The sequence below is a fragment of the Clostridium sp. SM-530-WT-3G genome, assembly GCF_012843905.1.
Taxonomy (GTDB): domain Bacteria; phylum Bacillota; class Clostridia; order Clostridiales; family Clostridiaceae; genus Clostridium.
In genome coordinates, this window is record NZ_JABAGC010000049.1 from 1 (window position 1) to 22,129 (window position 22,129).

At 27.1% G+C, this 22,129-nt stretch carries 15 protein-coding genes and 1 riboswitch; of the genes, 6 read left to right on the forward strand and 9 right to left on the reverse strand.

Annotation, left to right across the window (positions count from 1 at the left end):
- Positions 1-73: 73 nt before the first annotated feature.
- From HF850_RS13745 to gpmA, 3 genes are all read right to left on the reverse strand, one after another.
- Positions 74-982, reverse strand: a complete 909-nt coding sequence (locus HF850_RS13745) for an alpha/beta hydrolase-fold protein (RefSeq protein WP_169106006.1) — start codon at positions 980-982, stop codon at positions 74-76.
- 100 nt (positions 983-1,082) lie between these two features.
- Positions 1,083-2,465: an MATE family efflux transporter gene (locus tag HF850_RS13750; protein WP_169106007.1), complete on the reverse strand. Its 1,383-nt coding sequence runs from the start codon at positions 2,463-2,465 to the stop codon at positions 1,083-1,085.
- Positions 2,466-2,806: 341 nt separating this feature from the next.
- Entirely contained in the window at positions 2,807-3,571 is a 765-nt protein-coding gene (gene gpmA, locus HF850_RS13755) for a 2,3-diphosphoglycerate-dependent phosphoglycerate mutase (protein ID WP_169106008.1), read from the reverse strand.
- Between the two features lie 685 nt (positions 3,572-4,256).
- On the opposite strand from gpmA, the gene HF850_RS13760 reads away from it, so the two are divergent.
- Positions 4,257-4,883: a DUF47 family protein gene (locus HF850_RS13760; protein WP_169106009.1), complete on the forward strand. Its 627-nt coding sequence runs from the start codon at positions 4,257-4,259 to the stop codon at positions 4,881-4,883.
- The gene (locus HF850_RS13765; RefSeq protein WP_169106010.1) at positions 4,876-5,874 is read left to right on the forward strand and encodes an inorganic phosphate transporter; all 999 of its coding nucleotides are present in this window, start codon (positions 4,876-4,878) and stop codon (positions 5,872-5,874) included. The genes HF850_RS13760 and HF850_RS13765 overlap by 8 nt, the downstream gene beginning before the upstream one ends.
- Positions 5,875-6,261: 387 nt before the next feature.
- Here the strand turns inward: HF850_RS13765 and eno are convergent, their stop codons facing one another.
- Positions 6,262-7,554, reverse strand: coding sequence for a phosphopyruvate hydratase (eno, locus tag HF850_RS13770; protein ID WP_169106011.1), 1,293 nt, complete (start codon positions 7,552-7,554; stop codon positions 6,262-6,264).
- Positions 7,555-7,799: 245 nt separating this feature from the next.
- Here eno and HF850_RS13775 point away from each other — a divergent pair, with 245 nt between their 5' ends.
- The gene (locus HF850_RS13775; RefSeq protein ID WP_347564440.1) at positions 7,800-8,663 is read left to right on the forward strand and encodes a metallophosphoesterase; all 864 of its coding nucleotides are present in this window, start codon (positions 7,800-7,802) and stop codon (positions 8,661-8,663) included.
- Between the two features lie 38 nt (positions 8,664-8,701).
- Here the strand turns inward: HF850_RS13775 and rbsK are convergent, their stop codons facing one another.
- On the reverse strand, positions 8,702-9,631 hold the full coding sequence (rbsK, locus tag HF850_RS13780; protein WP_169106013.1) for a ribokinase: 930 nt from the start codon (positions 9,629-9,631) through the stop codon (positions 8,702-8,704).
- A 204-nt stretch (positions 9,632-9,835) separates the two neighbouring features.
- Positions 9,836-11,650: a hypothetical protein gene (locus HF850_RS13785; protein WP_169106014.1), complete on the reverse strand. Its 1,815-nt coding sequence runs from the start codon at positions 11,648-11,650 to the stop codon at positions 9,836-9,838.
- A 306-nt stretch (positions 11,651-11,956) separates the two neighbouring features.
- Here HF850_RS13785 and HF850_RS13790 point away from each other — a divergent pair, with 306 nt between their 5' ends.
- On the forward strand, positions 11,957-12,847 hold the full coding sequence (locus HF850_RS13790; protein WP_169106015.1) for an MBL fold metallo-hydrolase: 891 nt from the start codon (positions 11,957-11,959) through the stop codon (positions 12,845-12,847).
- 1,082 nt (positions 12,848-13,929) lie between these two features.
- Positions 13,930-14,850, forward strand: a complete 921-nt coding sequence (locus tag HF850_RS13795) for an IS1 family transposase (protein WP_169106016.1) — start codon at positions 13,930-13,932, stop codon at positions 14,848-14,850.
- Between the two features lie 327 nt (positions 14,851-15,177).
- Here the strand turns inward: HF850_RS13795 and HF850_RS13800 are convergent, their stop codons facing one another.
- Entirely contained in the window at positions 15,178-15,993 is an 816-nt protein-coding gene (locus tag HF850_RS13800; protein WP_169106017.1) for a hypothetical protein, read from the reverse strand.
- A 215-nt stretch (positions 15,994-16,208) separates the two neighbouring features.
- Here HF850_RS13800 and HF850_RS13805 point away from each other — a divergent pair, with 215 nt between their 5' ends.
- Positions 16,209-16,883, forward strand: coding sequence for a DUF624 domain-containing protein (locus HF850_RS13805; protein ID WP_169106018.1), 675 nt, complete (start codon positions 16,209-16,211; stop codon positions 16,881-16,883).
- 65 nt (positions 16,884-16,948) lie between these two features.
- Here HF850_RS13805 and HF850_RS13810 read toward each other — a convergent pair whose 3' ends face one another.
- Both HF850_RS13810 and HF850_RS13815 read right to left on the reverse strand, forming a co-directional pair.
- On the reverse strand, positions 16,949-19,693 hold the full coding sequence (locus HF850_RS13810) for a DEAD/DEAH box helicase (RefSeq protein WP_169106019.1): 2,745 nt from the start codon (positions 19,691-19,693) through the stop codon (positions 16,949-16,951).
- Between the two features lie 291 nt (positions 19,694-19,984).
- Entirely contained in the window at positions 19,985-21,271 is a 1,287-nt protein-coding gene (locus HF850_RS13815; protein ID WP_169106020.1) for an SLC13 family permease, read from the reverse strand.
- A gap of 569 nt (positions 21,272-21,840) precedes the next feature.
- Positions 21,841-21,924, reverse strand: a riboswitch (cyclic di-GMP riboswitch).
- Positions 21,925-22,129: the final 205 nt, after the last annotated feature.

The following is a 22,129-nucleotide window of genomic DNA, read 5'->3' on the forward strand; positions in this document are numbered from 1 at the left end:
TTGTGTAAACATCTCTGTTGGGTTTATTGTAGCACTTATATTCCGTAAGCGATAGGCGTCTATTTTTTTACGCTTACGAATGTCTTAAACCTGCATAAGAAGCAAATAATCCCCCTAAGCTGTATCCTCCTATTACATTTTTACTTTGCTCATTGCTTACATTATAATTTTCTCTTACATATTCAACAACTTCATCACATATAAATCGTAAATACTCATCATTACACTTTAACTGTTCTGGTCTTTCTTTAGTTGACTCAATAAACACTCCTATAACAGGTGGTATATCTCCACTACTTATTAAATTATCTAATACATTAGTAATATGAAGGATATTCAAATATTCAAAACCATCATTAAGCATGACCATTCCATATGAATCCCCCTCTTTATTATAATTTTCAGGTAAATATACAGAAATCTTTCTATCTTCATTTAATATATTACTATGAATTATATGATTTTCTAACGTACCTTCTGGAGAATTTGGATTTTTAATAATATACTTTCTTTCATCTGCATTCTTCATTACTACAAATGGAATTTTTCTTTTCCTTTTAGATATGTTATCAATATAATTTAACCCTATTCTATTAAATTCATCACCCTCAACATTATTCCATCTTCTGTTCCAGTCATTATTAAGTGGATCATTAGCTACAAATTGATAATTAAAACATATATCATTTTCAACTTTATAAGATATATACCATAAATCCGTATTTTCTACTTTATCTAATATGCAATTTTCAAGTTTTCTCATACCTACTGGTGGTATTAAAACAACATTATCAAGTTTCTTCTTTTCTCTATAAATTATAGTTACAAGGGATTCTTCACTATTACCTTCAATATTTTGAATAAGTGGAGCTCCATTTGCTTCAGCAAATGCCCAAAATTCCTCTAACGCTTTATCATCCCCATTACTCAATCTATTTTCTAGTTCAACAATTTTATTATTCTTTAATGATACTCTTTCCATAATGTCTAACTCCTATGTTGTATAATTATTATAAGCTATATAAATATTTTATCAGTTTATAATAATTTAATAAATGTTGATATTATAAGAAAAGTATACTCTAATCTACTATATTATTTATCCATACACCTTTTTTCACTAGTACATATCCAATTATGCATTTTATTATGCTTATAAGTTGACAGAAAAGATACACTAGAACAATAGGTAACGATGTAAAATTCATAAGAAAATATGCAAAAGGTATTGATATAACCCAAACAGAAACACTATCAAACAAAAATGTTATAAAAGTTTTTCCTCCTGAACGAAGTGTGAAATATGAAGCATTCATAAAGGCTTCAAGCGGCATACATATGGCTATTATTATAATAAAATATGTAGCGTATTTTCTGACCTCTTCACTTGTATTATACATTCTAGGAAATATTGGTGAAATTAATATCATTAATACTCCTATTACAAAACAACTTGCAACTGAAAAAAATATAAGTTTAGTATCTGTTTCCTTTGCTTCTTCCATTTTACCAGCCCCAAGCAGTTGGCCTATTATTATTGAAACAGAACTTCCCATTGCTATATAAACTATATTAAAAACATTCCCTATTGTATTAGTGATATTTAATCCTGCCACAACTGCAAGACCTGCATGCGAATAGATTTGAGTTAAAGTTGACATTCCCATTGCCCAAAGTCCCTCATTTATTAAAAGTGGTGTACCTTTTATTGTTATTTGTTTAGCTAAACTACTTTCTATTTTAAAATTCCTATATGCACCATCAATAAATTTATTTATTGACTTATTAGCATGTGTCCAAATGACAACAACAGCACATTCAACACATCTTGAAACTACTGTAGCAATTGCAGCTCCGTATGGACCAAGCTTTGGCAATCCAAACATTCCAAATATTAAAAGAAAATTAAGTATTAAATTAACTACTACAGCTATAATTCCTGCCTTCATAGGAACTACAGTTTCACCAGTCTCTCTTAAGGTACTAGAATAACACTGCATAATTGCAAATGGTACAAGTCCAATAATATCAATTGCTATATATCCACTTCCATACTTTAAAGTTTCAGCAATATTTCCAGTGGTACTTCCTTCATGTAGAAAAAGTGATATTAATTCATATCTAAATACCCCCATTATTGAAATACCAACTAAACATATAAATCCACATAAAATTAATTTAAATCTAAAAGTCTGCCTTATACCTTCATGATTATTATTCCCATAAAACTGAGCACTGAAAATTCCAGGTCCTGAAATTGCTCCAAATATAAACAAGCTGAATATAAAGATAAACTGATTAGCAATAGCCACCCCACTCATGGCATCAGTTCCAATTTGGCCTACCATTATATTATCTAACATACTTACAAAATTAGTTATACCATTTTGTATCATTATAGGAATTGCAATCGTGAGAACCATTTTATAAAAATCCCTATTTCCTACGTATTTTCTAATATTCATTTTTCACCTCTCGTAAATTTGTATAATTTAATAATTATTTTATATAATCATTGACTTATTATACATTAAAAACAATATTATTTATATAGTTTTTAGTTTTTTATGCAAAATATTACTCATATAATAAAATCCAAATATAGTTTTCTTGAATTAAAGTTACATTTAATTTCCAACTCTTTTAATTGAAATGCTTTTTCAAATAAAACAAATAGAACTCTATAGTTTTTAATATACTATAAAGTTCTATAAAATAATTATATATAATTGTAACTATTTTTTATTTAAGTGTGCTTTACACTTCTATTTATATAATTTATATAAATTAACTAAAATTATTATATTTAAACTGTTTGTATTTCTTTAGGAGCAATATTTCCTTGATTTGATACGCTTTGTATCTTCTTTGCAATCTCATCTTGGTCTCCTAAATAGTATTTCTTAACCACATTAAAATCAGAGTCAAACTCATATACTAATGGAACTCCTGTTGGAATATTAACATTTAATATTTCCTCTTCAGTTAAATTCTCTAAATGTTTAACTAAAGCTCTTATTGAATTACCATGAGCTGCTATTAAAACTCTCTTACCGTCAATCATGTCTTTCTTTATAATGTTTTCAAAATATGGAACAACTCTTTTTACTGTATCTTCTAAACTTTCTCCAAGTGGGAGTTCGTCCTTATTTATTCCTCTATATTGTTCTAGATATTTTGGATTCTTAGGACTTGATTCATCTAACATTGGAGGTCTAACAGCAAAAGATCTTCTCCAAATCTTAACTTGCTCTTCTCCATACTTTTCAGCAGTTTCTGCCTTATTTAATCCTTGTAGAGCTCCATAATGACGCTCATTTAACTTAAATGTCTTTACTACTGGAAGCCATTCTCTGTCCATTTCTTCTAGAACTAAATTTAAAGTATGAATAGCTCTTTTTAAATACGAAGTATAACATATATCAAAATCAAATTTGTTATTGACCATACTCTTTCCTGCATTTCTTGCTTCTTCAATCCCCTTTTCGGATAAATCAACATCACTCCATCCAGTAAATAAATTTAACTTATTCCATTCACTTTCTCCATGTCTTACAATAACAAGTTTCATTTTTATGTACCCCGCTTTTTTATATTTTTCTCCTACATCATAAATTTTGATATAGATTATATATTTAATTCCAATTGTTTTAATAGGAATTGTTTTATATTTATATTATAACCCCTTAATAATCTTTTTCAACACATAATGATAATTTTTATCATAATCATATACTTTTCTGTTGCGTATTTGAAAAATAATATTGCTGATTTTAAAAAATGAATAGATTTTAAATTTAAGAGTTAAAATATCAAAAGAAGTTTCTCTCTTTCCGTAAATTATTTATAATTTATCTTAAACTCTATTCGAGCACATTCGACAATTATTACGAATGAAATAATAAATTTCTTTATATCCCCTCATATTTTTGTAATTTCTTTTTATTCTCCAAAAGAAATCTATCTTCTTTAAAAGAAAATATATAATTAAATAAAAAAATAATAAAAAAAACAAATGCACTTTGTCTAAAAAAAGTATATAATAATATTGTTTACCTTCAACAATATTATTATTTAACTCCATCAGAGTGCTTAAAATAGGAGGACTAAAACTGTATGAAATTTCATAAAATCTAAAATTATAAATCTATCAAAAAGTAAACAATAATATTTATAGCTTAATATAATAGAATTTATAATTTATAGTTTTTTATTATTCAATTTATATTATGACTTAATAATCAAGGAGCGGAAAAATGTTTAATTTTGGTGCTAAAGAAGATAAATTTTATAATATGTTATCACAGTCTGCTGATTTAGTTAATGAGTCTGCAAAAGTGTTAAGAGATAGTTTAGATTGCTTAGACAAAAAAAATGAAGAAGCAAAAAAAATCTCTGATTTAGAAGATAAAGGTGATGAATTAGTTCGTATATTAATAGGAGAATTAAATGAATCATTTATTACTCCTATTGACAGAGAAGATATATATGCAATAGTTAAAGAAATGGATAAGATTTTAGACCGTATGAATTCAATTATGCACAGATTTATTATGTTTGATATATCAGAGCCTAAATACGAAATAAAAGAAATATGTGATTTATTAGTAAGCGTAACTAATGAACTTTGCGAAATAATGGTCGAACTAAAAACAAAAGGATGTAAATCTAAAGATATAATAACAAAAATCATGAATGTTTCAAAATTAGAAAGTAAGGCAGATAAAGTATTCAGAGAAACTGTTACAACTTTATTTAAATCTGAAACTAATCCTATAGAAGTTATGAAATGGAAAGAGATTTATCAACTTGTTGAAGATACTATTGATAATTGCGAAAAGATAGCAAACATAATTGAGGGAGTTGTAATAAAAAATGCCTAGTTCTCTTATATTTACAATTATAATTATTATTCTTGCTATTTCTTTTGACTTTATCAATGGATTTCATGATACTGCTACCGCTGTAGCAACTTCAATAACTACAAGAGCTTTATCACCAAGAAATGCTATTATAATATGCTGTATATGTAATTTTATTGGTGCATTTGCAGAAACTGCAGTTGCTAAAACTGTTGGAGATAATATTGTGGATAGTTCATTAATGGCTCAATGGGTTATAATGTGCATATTAATAACATCAATAATATGGAACTTACTAACATGGTACTTTGCTATTCCAAGTAGTTCATCACATGCATTAATTGGAGCGCTTGTAGGTGCTGGTATTTCATATAATAACTCTTTCAAAGCTGTAAACTGGTATAATCTTTTTCATAGTGTAATTTTATGGTTATTTCTTTCGCCAGTAATCGGATTTGTAGTTGGTTATGTATTAATGAAGTTTTTAAACTTAATACTAGCTCCCTATAAGAGAAGTTCAGTTAATAAAGTATTCTTAAAACTTCAAATACTAGCAGGTGCTTTTATGGCATTTAACCATGGTAGTAACGATGCTCAAAAGTCTATGGGAATCATAACTATGGCATTGTTAAGTGGTGGTTTACTTAGTTCTTTTGAAGTGCCAACATGGGTAATATTTCTTTGTGCATTAGCTATGGCACTAGGTACTTCTGTTGGTGGTAAGAAAATTATAAAAACTATGGGAAGTGGTATGACAAAACTTACTCCAGTAAATGGATTTGCTGCTCAAACCGGAGCTGCTTCAGTTATATTAACTGCAACTTTATTTAAAGCTCCAGTAAGTACTACTCATATAATTACAACTACAATTATGGGTATAGGTGCTTGTAAAAGAGTCAAAAATGTAAAATGGGGAGTAGCTAAAAATATTGTTTGGACATGGGTATTAACAATTCCACTTACTGCTCTTCTTTCATACTTACTAATTTTTGTTATAAAATTATTTGTATAAATACATAATTATAATTTAGTTTTAAATGCTCTGTACTTAAACATAAGAAGTATAGAGTATTTTTTATAGTTGTTTTTCTATTATAATAAAAATAATTAAAAATCTTACTATATGGGGTGTGCATAACCATATAGTAAGATTTTAACTTGAGCATTATTTTAATAATTATTTTAATAATTAGAGAGTATATATTTTAATCATTTCTTTGTATGGTATACAGTCCAAAGAAACTACTTAATAATATATAATATACGATATATAGAGAATTATTCTCATTTATATAATATAACTTTTTCACCTTTATATCAATACTTATTGATAAGCATTTTCAAAAAGTGAGTTAAAAAAGCATTCGTCAATATTGGCGAATACTTTTTTTAAATAAAACTATTTAATATTGAAGAATGCTTTCTTTCCTCTGTATTCAGCAATACCATCTAAATCTTCTTCGATTCTAAGTAATTGATTGTATTTAGCAACTCTTTCAGATCTTGCAGGAGCTCCTGTCTTTATTTGTCCAGCATTAACTGCAACAACTAAATCAGCTATTGTTGTATCTTCAGTTTCACCACTTCTATGTGATACAACTGCAGTATATCCAGCTCTATTTGCCATTTCTATAGCATTTAAAGTTTCAGTTAATGTACCTATTTGGTTTAATTTGATAAGTATTGAGTTAGCAACACCCATATCTATACCCTTTTCTAATCTCTTAGTGTTAGTAACGAATAAGTCATCACCTACTAGCTGAACTTTCTTACCAAGTCTTTCAGTCATGTGCTTCCAGCCTTCCCAGTCTTCTTCAGCCATACCATCTTCGATTGAGATAATTGGATATTCATTCACCCAATCTTCGAAGAAGTTAACCATTTCTTCTGAAGTGAATGTCTTTCCTTCATGTTCTAATACATATTTACCATCTTTGTAGTATTCAGATGATGCAGCATCAATAGCGATGAACATATCTTCACCTGGTTTATATCCAGCTTTTACGATTGCTTCTACGATTACATCTAAAGCTTCTCTGTTGCTCTTTAAGTTTGGTGCAAATCCACCTTCATCACCAATAGCTGTTGAATATCCTTTATGATGTAAAATTTTCTTTAATGTATGGTAAACTTCAGCACACATTCTTAATGCTTCACTAAAGCTTTCAGCGCCAGCAGGCATAACCATGAACTCTTGTAAGTCAACAGAGTTGTCAGCATGTGAACCACCATTTAAGATGTTCATCATAGGAACTGGTAATACTTTAGCATTAACTCCACCTATGTATCTGTATAATGGCATATCTAATGATGCAGCAGCTGCATTAGCCACAGCTAAAGATACTCCTAGGATTGCATTAGCTCCTAATTTTCCTTTATTTTCTGTTCCATCTAATTCAATAAGTAATTTATCTATTCCAACTTGGTCATAAACATTATGTCCAATTAATCTATTTGCTATAACTTCATTTACGTTTTCTACTGCTTTTAAAACACTCTTACCTTGGTAATTGTTTTTATTTCCATCTCTTAATTCAACAGCTTCATACATTCCAGTTGATGCTCCAGATGGTACTGCAGCTCTTCCAGTAGAACCATCTTCTAAGTATACTTCAACTTCTACAGTTGGGAAACATCTTGAATCTAAAATTTGTCTTGCAACTACATCTACTATTTCTAAATAATTTTTCATTTTACATTCCTCCTTAAGTAGATTACAATCATATTATCACACAACCGATAATCATTTTCAAGTACAACTGATTATTTTTTCTCTATTTTTAAGTAAAACTAAATATCATTAAAAACTTATTATTATTTAAAACTTTTTTCTTCAAAAAAAACAAAAAAAGTCGATTTTTTTTGCAATGAGCAAAATAATCCTCACCTATTTAAACGTTTACTCTTGATTCTCTAATATTTATTTTATAATAAGGAGTGGAAAAATTGAGATTCATTATATGGGGTGATTCTAAAGGCAAAGAAAATGGTATTAATAAAAAAATATTAAATTGTATTATGAATAGAATATCAAAACTTGAACCAAAACCAAAATTTATGATAATGCTAGGAGACACTGTAAAAGGAAGCTTAAATGAAGAAGTATTTACTCATCAGCTTATTGATTTAAATGATATTATAAATAAATACATTCCAGAAATAAAGCTACTACCTGTTATAGGAAATCATGAAGCAAATATTATACCCAAAGATGATCGTTTTGAAAGAATAATATCAAATTTTTATTGTAATCTTAATCCAACAAGCTCTCTAAAAGATTATAATAATACTGTATATTTTAAAGATTTTGATAATTTACGTATTATAATATTAAATTCACATCATCCAAACGAGATTCATCAAATATGTGTTTCTCAGCTTTCATGGCTTGAAAATATAACTTCAGACTGTAGCAAGAAAAAATTATTGTTTGTTCATTCACCACTATTTCCAACAGGTGCCCACATAGGACATTGCTTAGATCAATATCCAGAAAAACGTAATGCCTTACTAAAAACTCTAGAAAATTCTAATATAGATATAGTTTTTTGTGGCCATGAACATAATTATTCTAGACGTATTATAAAAACAAATTGTGATAATAATAATAATAATGGTATATATCAGATAATCACAGGTGGAGCAGGCGAAAAGCTAAAGGATAAATATAAAAGTAAAAATGGTGTAATCATCCCCCCTATTGCTAAATTTCATTTTTTACTTGCTGATTATACTAAAAATAAACTAGAGATATCTGCAATATCGATCAATGGGAAAATTCTAGATTCATTTATAATATAAAAAACGCTGGGAATAAAAATATTCTCAGCTTTTTTTTGTTATTCATCTCCATAAATTTCTATAACTTCTCTCAAATATGGTATAGATGGTTGGGCTCCTGGTCTTTGAACTGCAATTGATGATACTCTGCTACCGAATTTTACTGATTCAATCAAGTTGTCTTTAGTAAGCTTATTACAATCAAGTTTTGAACTTAATCCACCTATAAAGCTATCTCCTGCAGCCGTAGTATCTATTGCATTTACTTTATAGGCATCTACAATTTCACAAAAATCTTCTCCTATAACAGCTGCACCTTTAGATCCTAAAGTTATTATAATGTACTTCACACCTTTTTCTAAAAACATTTTTCCAACTCTTTGTGCATCTTCTAATGTTTCTACTTTAATCCCTGTAAGTAATTCTGCTTCTGTTTCATTAGGAATTATTATATCTGTCACCTTTAATAATTCATCATCTATTTTTTTAGCTGGTGCTGGATTTAATATTGTTACTTTACCAAGTTCTTTAGCTTTTTTAAAAGCATTGATCGTTATATCTTCGTTAGTTTCAAATTGGGCAATTAAAATATCACTTTCTGCAAGTTTATTATATGTTGTTTCGATTTCATATTGTTTCAATGCCATATTTGCACCGGGAATTACAACTATTGAGTTATCACCTTTATCATTAATTGTTATAACAGCCATTCCAGTAGCTGCTCTTTTATCTTCAAAAACAAAGCTTATATCTATATTTTCGTGTTCTAATTTTTCTTTAAGATATTTACCATTATCATCTTCACCAACCTTAGCTATCATAAATACTTCTGAACCACTTCTTTTTGCTGCAACCGCTTGATTCGCACCTTTACCTCCAGGTATCTTCTCAAATGATTTCGCTAAAATTGTTTCTCCCTCTTTAGGATGGTTTTTTACTCCAAGAACCATATCCATATTCATACTTCCAAGTACACATATCTTATTCAATTTTCTGCACCTCTCATTAAATTTTGATTTAGTCAATTCTTTTATTCAACTTATTAACTATATAACAAATTACGTGTAAAACATCTTGAAATTCTTTTTTAAATTTTCATGCGTATTCTTATATTAATATGAATGAAGATAAAAAAAAGTCCGAATGAATATCTTAAATACTAATGTTTCAAGATATTCATTCGATTTTTTAAATTACATGTACATATTTATATCATAAATTTTAAGAGCTAATTCTTTTGGAATCATTGTACTTAACGTTGTTGGACCTATTACTACACCATCATATGGAATTAACTTTTCTTTTATATCTTCGTAAGTCACCTTGCATAGACGGAATTTATTCTTAGGAAAGATCTTGCGCACTTCCTCTGGACTATTAAATAAAGGTAGATATGTTTTCTGATTCCCACTGTTAACTATAGTATAAAAATTCATTTCTCTCTCAGCTATTTTCAATTCCTGTTGTTCTTCATTAATATTTTTAATCTTTGATGCATCTATTGAACAATAAATACTATCATCATTAATATCTTCATTAATATTTTCATCAGTATATCGCATTGGCATTATAAATGTACCTATATTATTTGAACCTTCTTTAATTACAATATCTGCATTTCTTGTTTGTACATCAAATACTTTTATTACATCTACACTATTATCTTCCAAAAACGTATTCATAGCATCATCAAACATGTTTTTTCTTACAAGTGTATTAATTATATAATTATTAATACATACTCTATTTTCTTCACGCATAAATACAGGAAGTCCATTAGGTGCATTTACTACTTTAACTTCTTTATCAAATATTTTTGGTAGTTCTTCTTCTTCAAATTTTTCTTGTTTAATTCTAACCTGGTCCTCTTGAGATACTATACCTGCATCCTTTTTTATTGAATCTAAAGTATTTCTATCTAACCTAAACTGCATATTTGAAAAATTAATACATACTTCAGATATATGACAGCACTCTACTTTATCTATAATATCCTTAAATTCATTAACCTGTGCTATCCATCCACTATCTAGCTTAAGGCCAGTTAATTCCAACTTCCTCATTTCTACTTCATCTGTAAATACATATAAACCTATAGATGTACCCTTTTCATCATTTCCGACCTTATATATTGGAAGATTGAACTGCTTTTCTCCTCTTTCTTGAACTGGAATAATAAATTTCGCTTTTAATAGATTTATCATCATTACTCTTCCAAGAACATTTAATGTTTTATTTTCACTATAATTATTTGCAGTTCTTCTAAATTCCTGAAGATAAGCAGTTAATGAAAAATACAATTCTGGATTAGTAGGATACTTTGATTTTTCTACTTTTGATACTTCCATCATTTTTTCTATTTTTATAGTACAAGGTACCTGTCTACCATCAGTAAATCTAATACCCTTATAACCTGTTCTATATAAATCTTTTAACTCATTAATAAATTGTTCATGATTAATTTTAACTGCTTCTACCTCTACTCCAAGCTTCTTGTATTCTTCAATCATATGTTCTTTATACATATCTGAAATAAGAATATGTTCCTCTTGCCCATCAATCACTGGACATCCTGTTGCTTTATTGATGATTTTCCATAATTGATCTAGTGCCATTGCCTTTTCAAATACCATATTTTCAAATGATTCTATAGTCTTAAGTAATCTATCATATAAATCCTTAACATTATCACCTTCAAACTGCTTTAAAAGTGTATTTCTCATATAAACGGTTACAAATATATTTTCTCTAATATTAGTTGTTTTTATATATTCTTCACCAAAATCTTTATCTTTTAAAACATGCGATATAAGTTCATTACATCTTTCACCAGTTAAAGTATCCACATTATTAAAATCTATATCAATATGATCTTCGTTATCAATATTCACATAAATAGGGTCTTCATTCTTAATATCCTTATTATTTTCTGATTCATTTTCAAAAAAATCATTATTCTTATTCTCCCCTTTATTAGAAGACTTTTTAAATATATCTAGTACGCCCATCTTTCTTCCTCCAATTTTGATATAAGTATTATTGCTTATTTATTACAATTATGATTATATCACAAGAAAATAATACCAGAAATAGTTTTCATAAAATAAAATCTTTTAATGATATTAAGAATATAAAGTTAGCAAATTTTGAGATAATCTTGAATAATTTATTTTGGTAAAAATAAACAAACAATAATAGTTGCATAACAAAATTAAATTTTATAATATTAATATGCAGTATTCATTTTTTTATATGATAATACTGCTTCATTTTACTAAGGATAAATTATATAAATTACAGGACGGTGATAAAACTTGAATATTATCAATGTTAAAGGAAATACTTACTGTATTGAAACAGGTATGAGCTATATACCATTTTATAAAGTCAATGACAATGAAATAATAATGTTAGATACAGGATTGAAAAAAAATGAACGAGAAATTATTAATGCTGTTATTGATGCTAATAATTTTAAAGTAGTAGGAATTATAAATAGCCACGCTCATATGGATCATATTGGCAATAATGCTTATTTAAAAAACAAATTTAACTGCATAATTGCTATGCCAACTTATGAAGCAATAATTTGCAGCTCCTATGCAAATCTAAAAGTATATTATGGTGCTTATGCTCTAAAAGATATAAAGGAAAAGTTTGGACATATGATTTGTGAAACTGATATAAAAATCGATGACAATGAGGATGAAGTTGATATATGTAATACAAAATTTAAAATAATTCATACTCCTGGACACAGTCCTTCCCATATAAGCATTATTACACCAGATAATGTGGCGTATTTAGGTGATGCCCTTGTAAGCTATGAACTTATGAATGGAGCAAAAATGCCTTATGCCTATATTTTAAGTGAAGATATGAAAAGCAAAGCTAAATTGTATGATTTACATTGTAGTAAATACATTGTTTCTCATAAAGGTATTTATGATAACATAAAAAAATTAATTGATGATAATATAGACTTCTACGAGAATAGATCAAACATAATCTTAGAATTAATTAACAAGCCAATGACCATGGAAGAAATTCTTAGAGATGCATGTCATAAGTTTGAAATTAATATATATGATATCAAAAAATATAATATGATGAGTTTAATGCTTAAATCCTATGTTGATTATTTATATGAAATAGGAAAACTAAAAGTAACTATTGATGACGGCTTATTAAAATACTCAAAATAATCTCTCATATAAACTAATATAAAATTTTTAAAATAAAAATATACAAAATAAAGGCTAATAGTTAATGCTGCCAACCTTTGTTTTGTATGTTTTTTTATACTTTAATATCCTTGGTATTAAAAATTTCAACACATCACAAATATATCTTCCCTATTTATCAAAGTTTCACCTTTTATAATTCCTCAATATCTATAGCTACACAAAAACTTTAATTCTATAAAATAAATACTTTTATTTTTATGAGCAGAGAGCCAAAAACTTGTTTTTGTGCGAGTCGCTTACTCCTATGACGTCAGGAATAGGAGTTTCCAATTTTTAAAAAGTGTGAGGTATAACTGCATTATTAATATCCATTACACCATCAATTGATTATACTTTACTTTACATAATATTTATTAAGTAATAAAAAATTTAAAAAGATTAAATTTTTTAATTCATTTTATTTTTAGAATATTATCCATTATGAATTCTCTAATAAATTACTATTTAATGTTATAAGGAAAATTTGAATATTTTACATTTTTAATATTATAAAAAATAAATAATAACTATTAATTAAAGTTTTAATTTATATTTTCTCAACATTTAAAAGTATAAAAAACAAAATTTATCTTTTCTAATAAAAACTTTTATTTTTATAAGCAGAGAGCCAAAAATTTATTTTTGTGCGAATCGCTTACTCCTATGACGTTAGGAATAGGAGTTTCCAATTTCAAAAAAGTATGAATTATGACTGCAATATTAATATCCACCAAACCATTGACTAACCACACTTTACTTTACATAATAATTATTATTTGAATAACAATTTTTAGGCATTAATTTATCTACACAACTTATATATGTATTTTATATAATATAGATAAAAATTTTATTATAATTTTATAAAAATTAACTTTACCGCTCTCTCCTTAGAATATCTGATATATTATTATATATTAAACCTTCGGTATTAATTAAATTTGACTTTTAAAATTCTATACTATATAATACTAAATTTTTTCATATAAAGCTGTTTTTAAAAAATGTTGTTTTGTATATTATTCATACTTTGTGGCAATGATCCAAACGAGGTGAATAAATTGATAGAAAATGATATTGATTATAAAAATTTAGAAAAACTTATACCACAATTACTAAAAGTTGATTTATATAAAGATAAAAAATTTGAATGTTGTCCACATTGCCATAACACTGATTTTATTAAACACGGCAAATATAAAGGAATTCAAAGATATATGTGCAGAAATTGCAAGCGAACATTTTCAAATACAACCAATTCTTTATGGTATTATTCAAAAAAAGTGCCTGAACTTTGGGTTAAATATATAGAATTATTCTTACAGAGAAGAACTTTAAGAGCATGTGCTGCTGAATTAAAACTTAATTTATCAACAGCTTTTTACTGGCGCCATAAAATATTAAACATTCTAAAATCAGCTCATCATTATGGAATCAATCCAGAAAAATTATCAGGAAACATATCTGTGGACACAATATGTTTTCAAGAAGGAGCTTATAATTCTACAATAAATTTTAAACCTGATTACTATTTTCAACAAAAACTTATAGTTGCAGCAGCAGTCAGAGATTGCCAAGATACAATGCTAATAGTTCCCTTAAGCAGACACAGTTTTGATAAAATTCAATTTAAAAATAAAGTAATCAGCAGACTAGATAAAAAAGCATTAATTATTACTAATGGATGGAATCGTTTCTTAAGGGCTGTAAGCGAAAGGCATAACAATAAAACTAACAAGAGATGGAGAAGCAAATCTAGGCCTATTGACGATAAAATCAACCATATTGGAAGGAAAGTATCAGCTTGGTTTTGCGATTTTTATGGAATAGCAACTAAATATTTAGAGAACTATTTATCCTATTTTATATTGTTTAATCTTGATTATTGCTTTAAGTCTATGGATATGTCCTACTCCCTAGTAAAATGTTTTGGATTTATAAAAACAAGTAATATTAAAAAATCAGAACTTGTCTTAATTTAATCTCGCATAATCTAAAAACAACATTTTTTTAAAACAGCTCTGTATACTATTAAAATAGTAATATATTGCATGTATAAGATTAATATATTATAAAATTTTTCATCAACATATTATATCTGCTTGTTTTATAGTATACTTCAAAACATTATCTTCTTTATTCAAGTATTTTCACTTATGTTAATAATAGTTCTATGTATCTCCCAACAGTCTTGGTATAATTTAAATTCAAAATTAAAAAAATCATATACTTTCCTCGTATTTAGAAATAAAAAATCTTTACAATTCTCAATTATAAAATTAAGAGTTGTAAAGATTGATTGTACCCAATTATTCAATATTAAGCTGTGACTTTAAATAATCCTCATGATATGAATTAATATAGTCTATATATTCATCTGTAATCTCTGATATCCTATTTAATATTAAACAATATTGATACCTATCCTTAAGCTTTAATGCTAGCAGATTATCAAAAATATCATTAAGAAGCAGCTTTTGTTTTAAATCAGTTCTAAAGTCATTATAATCTAAAACTTTTACTTGTAATAAATCTTCAATCATAAATATGTAATCAAGGTAATCATTAATCTCGTTTTCATTACTTTCTGCAAGCTTATTATATTCATCTGCTATCTTACTTTTAAGTATATGTGCCTTATCTTCATCAATGATTTTATAATCATTCATAAAAAAGCGCTTTTCATCTATATCAACTTTTTCCATAGTATGTCCACTCAAATAATAATAATCAATATTCATATCATCATGTTTTACACCAAATATATGTTTTGATTTTATAATAATATTAAACAAACACTTTTTAACATTATCTTCCAGAAAACCTTCAGATAATATTTCATCACAGTTTTTCTCTAATTGGCTTAATTTTTCTTGTATAAGTTCTTTGAATTTAAATTCTCTTCCTAAAATCTCAATTGAAGCATCACTAGTGACTAATTTTTCAACTGCCATTTTCTGAATATCATTAAAATCATATCTTTTATCTTGTCCAACAGCCCTCTGTTTTTCATTCAATACATTTGCTATTAAATCAATCATTCCATCATATTCATCTGGTACACCTATTTTAGAATGCCTTATTTTGATTCTGTTTGCCATTAAGTTCCCTATATCTTCTACCATTATATTTTATCTCCTGATTATAGTTATTATAAATAATACTTTAATTATTCTACTTTTAATAAGTTATAAAAATTAATATCTTAATATTATTATATCAGCTTAATTAAATGTTTTAAATCTATATTGAATAAAATACAATATAATTATTTAATTATTATCGTTTACATAGTATACTATAATTAACAATATTTAACATAGAAAAAGGAGTACTTACAATGAAAAAAGATTTTTATGATAGCCAAGCCTATTCAATCACAAATTATCTAATAAGCTATATTCAAGTGAGCTTTTATCTCATAATATGCAATATACTTCCTATAATATATCTATTTTTATCAATTTCAAATCCAGATATATTCGGTATAGCAATTCTATTTATAACTCTTATTCCAACTGGCGCTTCAATTGGAGCTCTTTATTCTATAGCTGGTAGATGTATAAGAGAAAAAGATATGTTCTTCGCCTCTCAATATTTTAAATATTATAAAGCAAATTTTAAATCATGTACAAAGTTTTGGGTAATAATACTTGCATTATTATTCTTATTACTTTTTGATTATGAATTTTTTTCTATTGACACATCATCAGGTATGTATATGATTTTTGTTTTACTTGCAATAGTATTAGGATTAATATGCTTATATGCATTCCCTATTAATTCAAGATTTGAAATAAGCGTAAAAGACTTATTTTTAACTTCTATTTACTATATGATAAAAAATATGCCATACACTTTCTTAAAAGTAGTTATACTATTTTTATTTTATACTATGTTTAAACGTGTATCTATATTTTTAGTATTATTTGTACCTACAGCTCTCTGCTTTATACTTATGTTTTATGATAATAATATGCTTAAAGAAATAGAAGAAAAAACTATTAAGGAATGATAAAAATAATGGGAGGAATACTTTCAGATTTCCTTCCATTATTTTTGCAACATAACTTCTTTATTTTATCTACTTCTTCTTTTCATTCTTCCAAAACTTCTATGACGTCTTCTACCTCTAAATAAAATTTTCATTTTCTCTTTTTCTCTCTTATTTTCTAAAATAATATCTCTACATTTTCTACACATATCATTTGGATAATCCCATGAAAGTTTTTTACCACATACACTACATCTTCTTTCATGATCAAGTAGACTTGTCAAAAGAAGATCATTTATAGCATTTGCTGCATTTTCCTTTTCACTATGTATATATCTATTATTTATGGCCATATTAAAGTTTTTTCCAAATGAATAATTCAAATCCAATGATTTATAATAGCTTTCTAAATTATCGAGTTCCTTTTTGCTACTTATATTTTTCTTAAGAACAGGCTTCTTTAAATTTATTGCTCCCATACTATACATTCTACAGTATTCTTCCCAAAGAGCGTATACTTCTTTATTATTTTCTTCAAAAGGAATAGTAGCCATCTTAATAGCATCTTGTTTAGAAATATTTAAATTCATCTTTTTTATTCTATTTAGTAAATACACTATTCTTGTAACATCTGTTTTTTCAAAAAGTCCTTTTGAATTCATTGTACTCCATGTTTTTAGTGAATCTACAATATCTATATTTAAATCTAATAATGATTCTGGTATACCTATAAAACATTTTTCTATTTTACTGCTCTTAGCTTTAAGGGCACCTCTTATTAAATTTGTATCTACTGCAGTTGCTACATATCCTTTATTATATATTCCTCTTCTTCCTGCTCTTCCTGCAATCTGTTTTATTTCTGGCACATTAAGCCGTCTTAAAGATACTCCATCATATTTTCTTGTTTCTAAGAATACAATACGTTTAATTGGAAGATTAACTCCCATTCCAATGGCATCTGTACATACTATAACTTCTGTTTCTCCATTTAAAAATCTATCAAACTGCTTTTTTCTTGTGGAATATGGAAGTGCTCCATAAATAACACTAGTTTTTATATTCTTATTTAAAAGTTCTGCACATACTGCAAGTGCTTTTCTTTTCCCAAAGACAACTAATGCATCACCTTTTTTTACATCATTATTTAAATCAAATACTTTATCTTCAAAAATAAGTTCAGTATCTCTCTTATGCTCTACAACTTCATATGTATCATTACATTCTTCTATTAACTTAATTATTACATCTAAAGCTTCAGGTGCCATACAAATATGTACCTCTGGTGAAAGTACTCCTATTATTGCTCTCGTCCATGCCCATCCTCTTTGATTATCTGAAATCATCTGTGCTTCATCTATTACGCAAACGTCATATTCATTTCCCATCTGAAGTTTTTCAATTGTTGATGCCACATGACCTGCATAAGGTATTATATCCTCTTCTTCTCCAGTAAGAAGTGAACATGGAACATTTTCAGAATTAAGCTTATCTTGTATTTCTAAAGCTAAAAGTCTAAGAGGTGCTAAATATACACCAGTCTGTACTTCCATAAGCCTCTGAATACTTGAATATGTCTTTCCTGTATTAGTTTCTCCAACATGAAGATAAAAATGCCTCTTCATAAATCTTGCTTCAGGATATTCATCTAAAGGATTATCAAGTAAGATTTCTTTAATTTCATCTTTAGCTCTATTTTTTATGTATATATTTTCTGATGTCCATATAAGCCCTTTTAAGCATATCCACGGGATACATTCATCAAATTCAATTAACTCGTTTATAGAGGGTGCTTTTTTATTTTCTTCTAAGTATTTTTTGTATAGATAATTCTCAACAACACCTATTCTATTAATTATCTCAAGTATACCATCTTCCTTACTTCTTAAAAAGCTTTTTACACCTTTAAGATTTAAACTTTTATAGTAACCAAGAACTAATTTTCTGGCTTCTTCTAAAAACAGATTCATATGCTCTTCTGTTTTATAGATATTCATATTAATAAGATGTTTAATTCTTTTATCAATAGAATTAATAACTTTAATTTTCAGTCTGTTGATACCATTCGCACTGAAATTAGTAGTACTTATTGCATCTATTAAAACATTGATTATATTTTCTTCATCTTCACTATTTTCTTCTGTTAGCACATCAACATAATTTAAATTATCTTTTCCAAGAAGACTACAACCTTTATTGTAAACATCAAGAAGAAGTTCATCTTGTAACACATCTACTTTAGACACTATAGAACTTCCCCATCTACTTTTATATGCATTTGCAAGTTCTGTCTTTATTCTTTCCTCAAGACTTCTCTTTTTATCTGGATTTATATTTTCCAAATCTAAATCATAATAGACTTTGCCATCACGAGTCCGCTGATACCATCTTACAGCTCCAAATAGATATTCTTCCGTGTACCTTTGTTTAAAATTCTTATAAATATCATTTTTATGAAATTTCATTTTTTCTGAAACTTTTTCATAAATAATATGCCCTATATCTAAAGGCTCATATTTATATACAATTTCACTTCTATCTAAAGTTTCATTTTCTTTTTCATATTCTGTATAAAATCCATTCCATGATATATCAGAAAGAAAATCTTTTACAAACATATAATCATTAATATTAAATGACCCTTTATCAATTAATCTTATTTCAGACTCTTTATCGTGTTCATCATACGAACTATCATCAATTTCAACTTTATGCATATTATCAATATATTTGACAATTTCTTTTATTGTTTCATTAATAAATTCATTATCTATATATTTAGTAATTTCATTTTTCGTTTCTCTTCTTAAAGTGAATTTAGTTGAACTCATTAATTTTCCACATCCTTCTTCATCATAAGTTTATTATATATTATTCAATACATTATGTCACAAATAAAATCATAGTATAGTTATTTAATTAGTATCCTATATATATTTAATATATACCGCATTAAAGCTTTTAATAATAAATATACACTTATCTTATATATTATGAATTTATTATTCTTATAAAAGTATTTAACTAAGAAAAATAAATAAGCAGTTATTAATAGTTTTGCTTTTTAATAACTACTTATTTTACTTTTATGATAATTGAATAATCACATTAAAATGCTTAATTTAGAATTTTAAATATCCATATAATATAGTTGCTGTAATAACCATTACACCACCAACAATGGCTTCATAAATTATTAATTTTAGACGATCTTTTATATCCATATTAACTGCATCAGCTGTGATTAAAAAGAAGTTTCCGTGTGGAAGCTGATCTAATACTACTCCTCCAGCATGCATCATTACTGCAGCATTTAATGGTGCTATTCCCATAGATAAAATAGCATCTCCAAAACTTCCTGAAGCAACAATTACTCCTGTAGAAGTAGAAGCTGTCGCTGCTGCCATAAGTATTCCTGAAAGTGGTGCTAATAATACTCCTGAGATTCCCGACTTATCTATTAGTTCCACAACAACACTACTTAAATTTGAATTTGATATTATCCCAGCTATTGCACCTGCACCTATCAAAATAATCGCTGTACCTGTCATTTTATTTAAGCCTGATGCTGTATATTCTAATATTTTATTTAATTTTCCCATTGCAGCAAGCCCTATTATACCAGCAACAGGTAAAATTATCATAGAATCAATCTTTATTCTTTCTAAAAATCCTATGTTTAATATACTTCCTAACGGACTTGCTCCTAGTAAAATAATAGCTACTATTGGTGCAACTATTGATCTACTAAAGCTTGGTTTATCCTTAACTTCTTGCTTTACTCCTTCATTTTCACCAATCATATCTCCCTTACGTTTTAAATAAGTTGCAACAAAATAAGTTGCAATAAGTCCTAAAACTGCTGGAATAAATCCTCCAATCATAACTTGTGCTAAATCAACATTAAATCCTTTAGCTACTGAAATTGTATTAGGATTTGGAGAAATTATATTACCTGCTTTTCCGCCACCTATCATGGCTAATAATATGGATGGTCTTGTAAGTTTCGATTTTTTAGCAACTGTAAGTGCAATAGGCGCTACTATTATAATTGAAACTGTTATAAATACTCCTACAGCTGTAATTATGAAACATGCTAATGCCAGTGATAATATTGCTTTTTTTTCGCCTAACTTTTCTACAATAGTTTCCGCTATTCTTTCGGCTGCTCCTGATTCAATTAAAATACCAGCCAGTACACCTGCTGCTAAAATTCTCACAACTGCTCCCATAACACTTTTTGTTCCATCAATTATTATACTTACTGTGTCACTTAGGCTTGCACCTCCAATTACTCCCCCAATTATTGCTCCAGTAAATAAAGCATAAACTGGATTTAGCTTTATCAAAATTAATATAATTGCTATTGCAAGCCCTATTAAAGCTCCACTCCAATGAATTATTTCCATATAAATTCCTCCTTTATTATGAGATTACATTACACATATTGTTCTCAATTAGGAGAAAATTTATTAATATAATATTTTTTAATCATTCATAGAAAATAATATTCTTAATTACTTATAAAATTGTATAACAAAAGCTGCTTTAGAATTATTACTTTTCCAAAGCAGCTACGCTATTAAAACCCTCTCATATAATTCCCAATAATAGTATTACTTAATCTCAAAATACCCGCTTTATAATAAGTACCCACTCTTATTATAAATTCAATTAAATACTAATAATTGTTTCTCTTTACCCTAATATAAAAATTATTTTTTTATAGGTTTTAATAAATCCCTTTATACCATTAAATATTAATTAAATTACACAAGTTAGCGCCATAGACATTGATTTTTTGTTCTTATCTCTCCATTAATAACGAATTATTATTAAAGCTAAAAAGCTACTTTAACCTCAAATAAAGCAGCTATAGAATCGAATTAAATACAACCTCTATATAAATATAGAACTACAAACGAGTAAATCTATCAATATAAGATAAGTCAAAATTCTAACAAAAGCATATAATGCTTTTAGCAACTGGCAGACATAGTTTACCACCTTAGTCCCTATAGCTTTGCGTCATTAAGTTTCCTTAATTTTGCCTATGTAATTTTCTATCTTATTTTACTATATTATTTATATTTTGTAAAGTATTTCACAAATTTTTTTATATAAATATTTACAAACGATCGAGTAGGAGGTAGACAATTATTTTGTCTACCGACCTCTCAGTCGAGTAAATAAGAGGAATTGCACCTCAAACTTCTCACAGAACCGTACGTGAAAGTCTCCTTTCATACGGCTCTTATCATTCAACA

Coding starts and splice junctions, on each gene's coding strand:
- HF850_RS13745 (WP_169106006.1), bottom strand. CDS start 982: ATGGAAAGAGTATCATTAAAGAATAATAAAATTGTTGAACTAGAAAAT.
- HF850_RS13750 (WP_169106007.1), bottom strand. CDS start 2,465: ATGAATATTAGAAAATACGTAGGAAATAGGGATTTTTATAAAATGGTT.
- gpmA (WP_169106008.1), bottom strand. CDS start 3,571: ATGAAACTTGTTATTGTAAGACATGGAGAAAGTGAATGGAATAAGTTA.
- HF850_RS13760 (WP_169106009.1), top strand. CDS start 4,257: ATGTTTAATTTTGGTGCTAAAGAAGATAAATTTTATAATATGTTATCA.
- HF850_RS13765 (WP_169106010.1), top strand. CDS start 4,876: ATGCCTAGTTCTCTTATATTTACAATTATAATTATTATTCTTGCTATT.
- eno (WP_169106011.1), bottom strand. CDS start 7,554: ATGAAAAATTATTTAGAAATAGTAGATGTAGTTGCAAGACAAATTTTA.
- HF850_RS13785 (WP_169106014.1), bottom strand. CDS start 11,650: ATGGGCGTACTAGATATATTTAAAAAGTCTTCTAATAAAGGGGAGAAT.
- HF850_RS13800 (WP_169106017.1), bottom strand. CDS start 15,993: ATGGTAGAAGATATAGGGAACTTAATGGCAAACAGAATCAAAATAAGG.
- HF850_RS13805 (WP_169106018.1), top strand. CDS start 16,209: ATGAAAAAAGATTTTTATGATAGCCAAGCCTATTCAATCACAAATTAT.
- HF850_RS13810 (WP_169106019.1), bottom strand. CDS start 19,693: ATGAGTTCAACTAAATTCACTTTAAGAAGAGAAACGAAAAATGAAATT.
- HF850_RS13815 (WP_169106020.1), bottom strand. CDS start 21,271: ATGGAAATAATTCATTGGAGTGGAGCTTTAATAGGGCTTGCAATAGCA.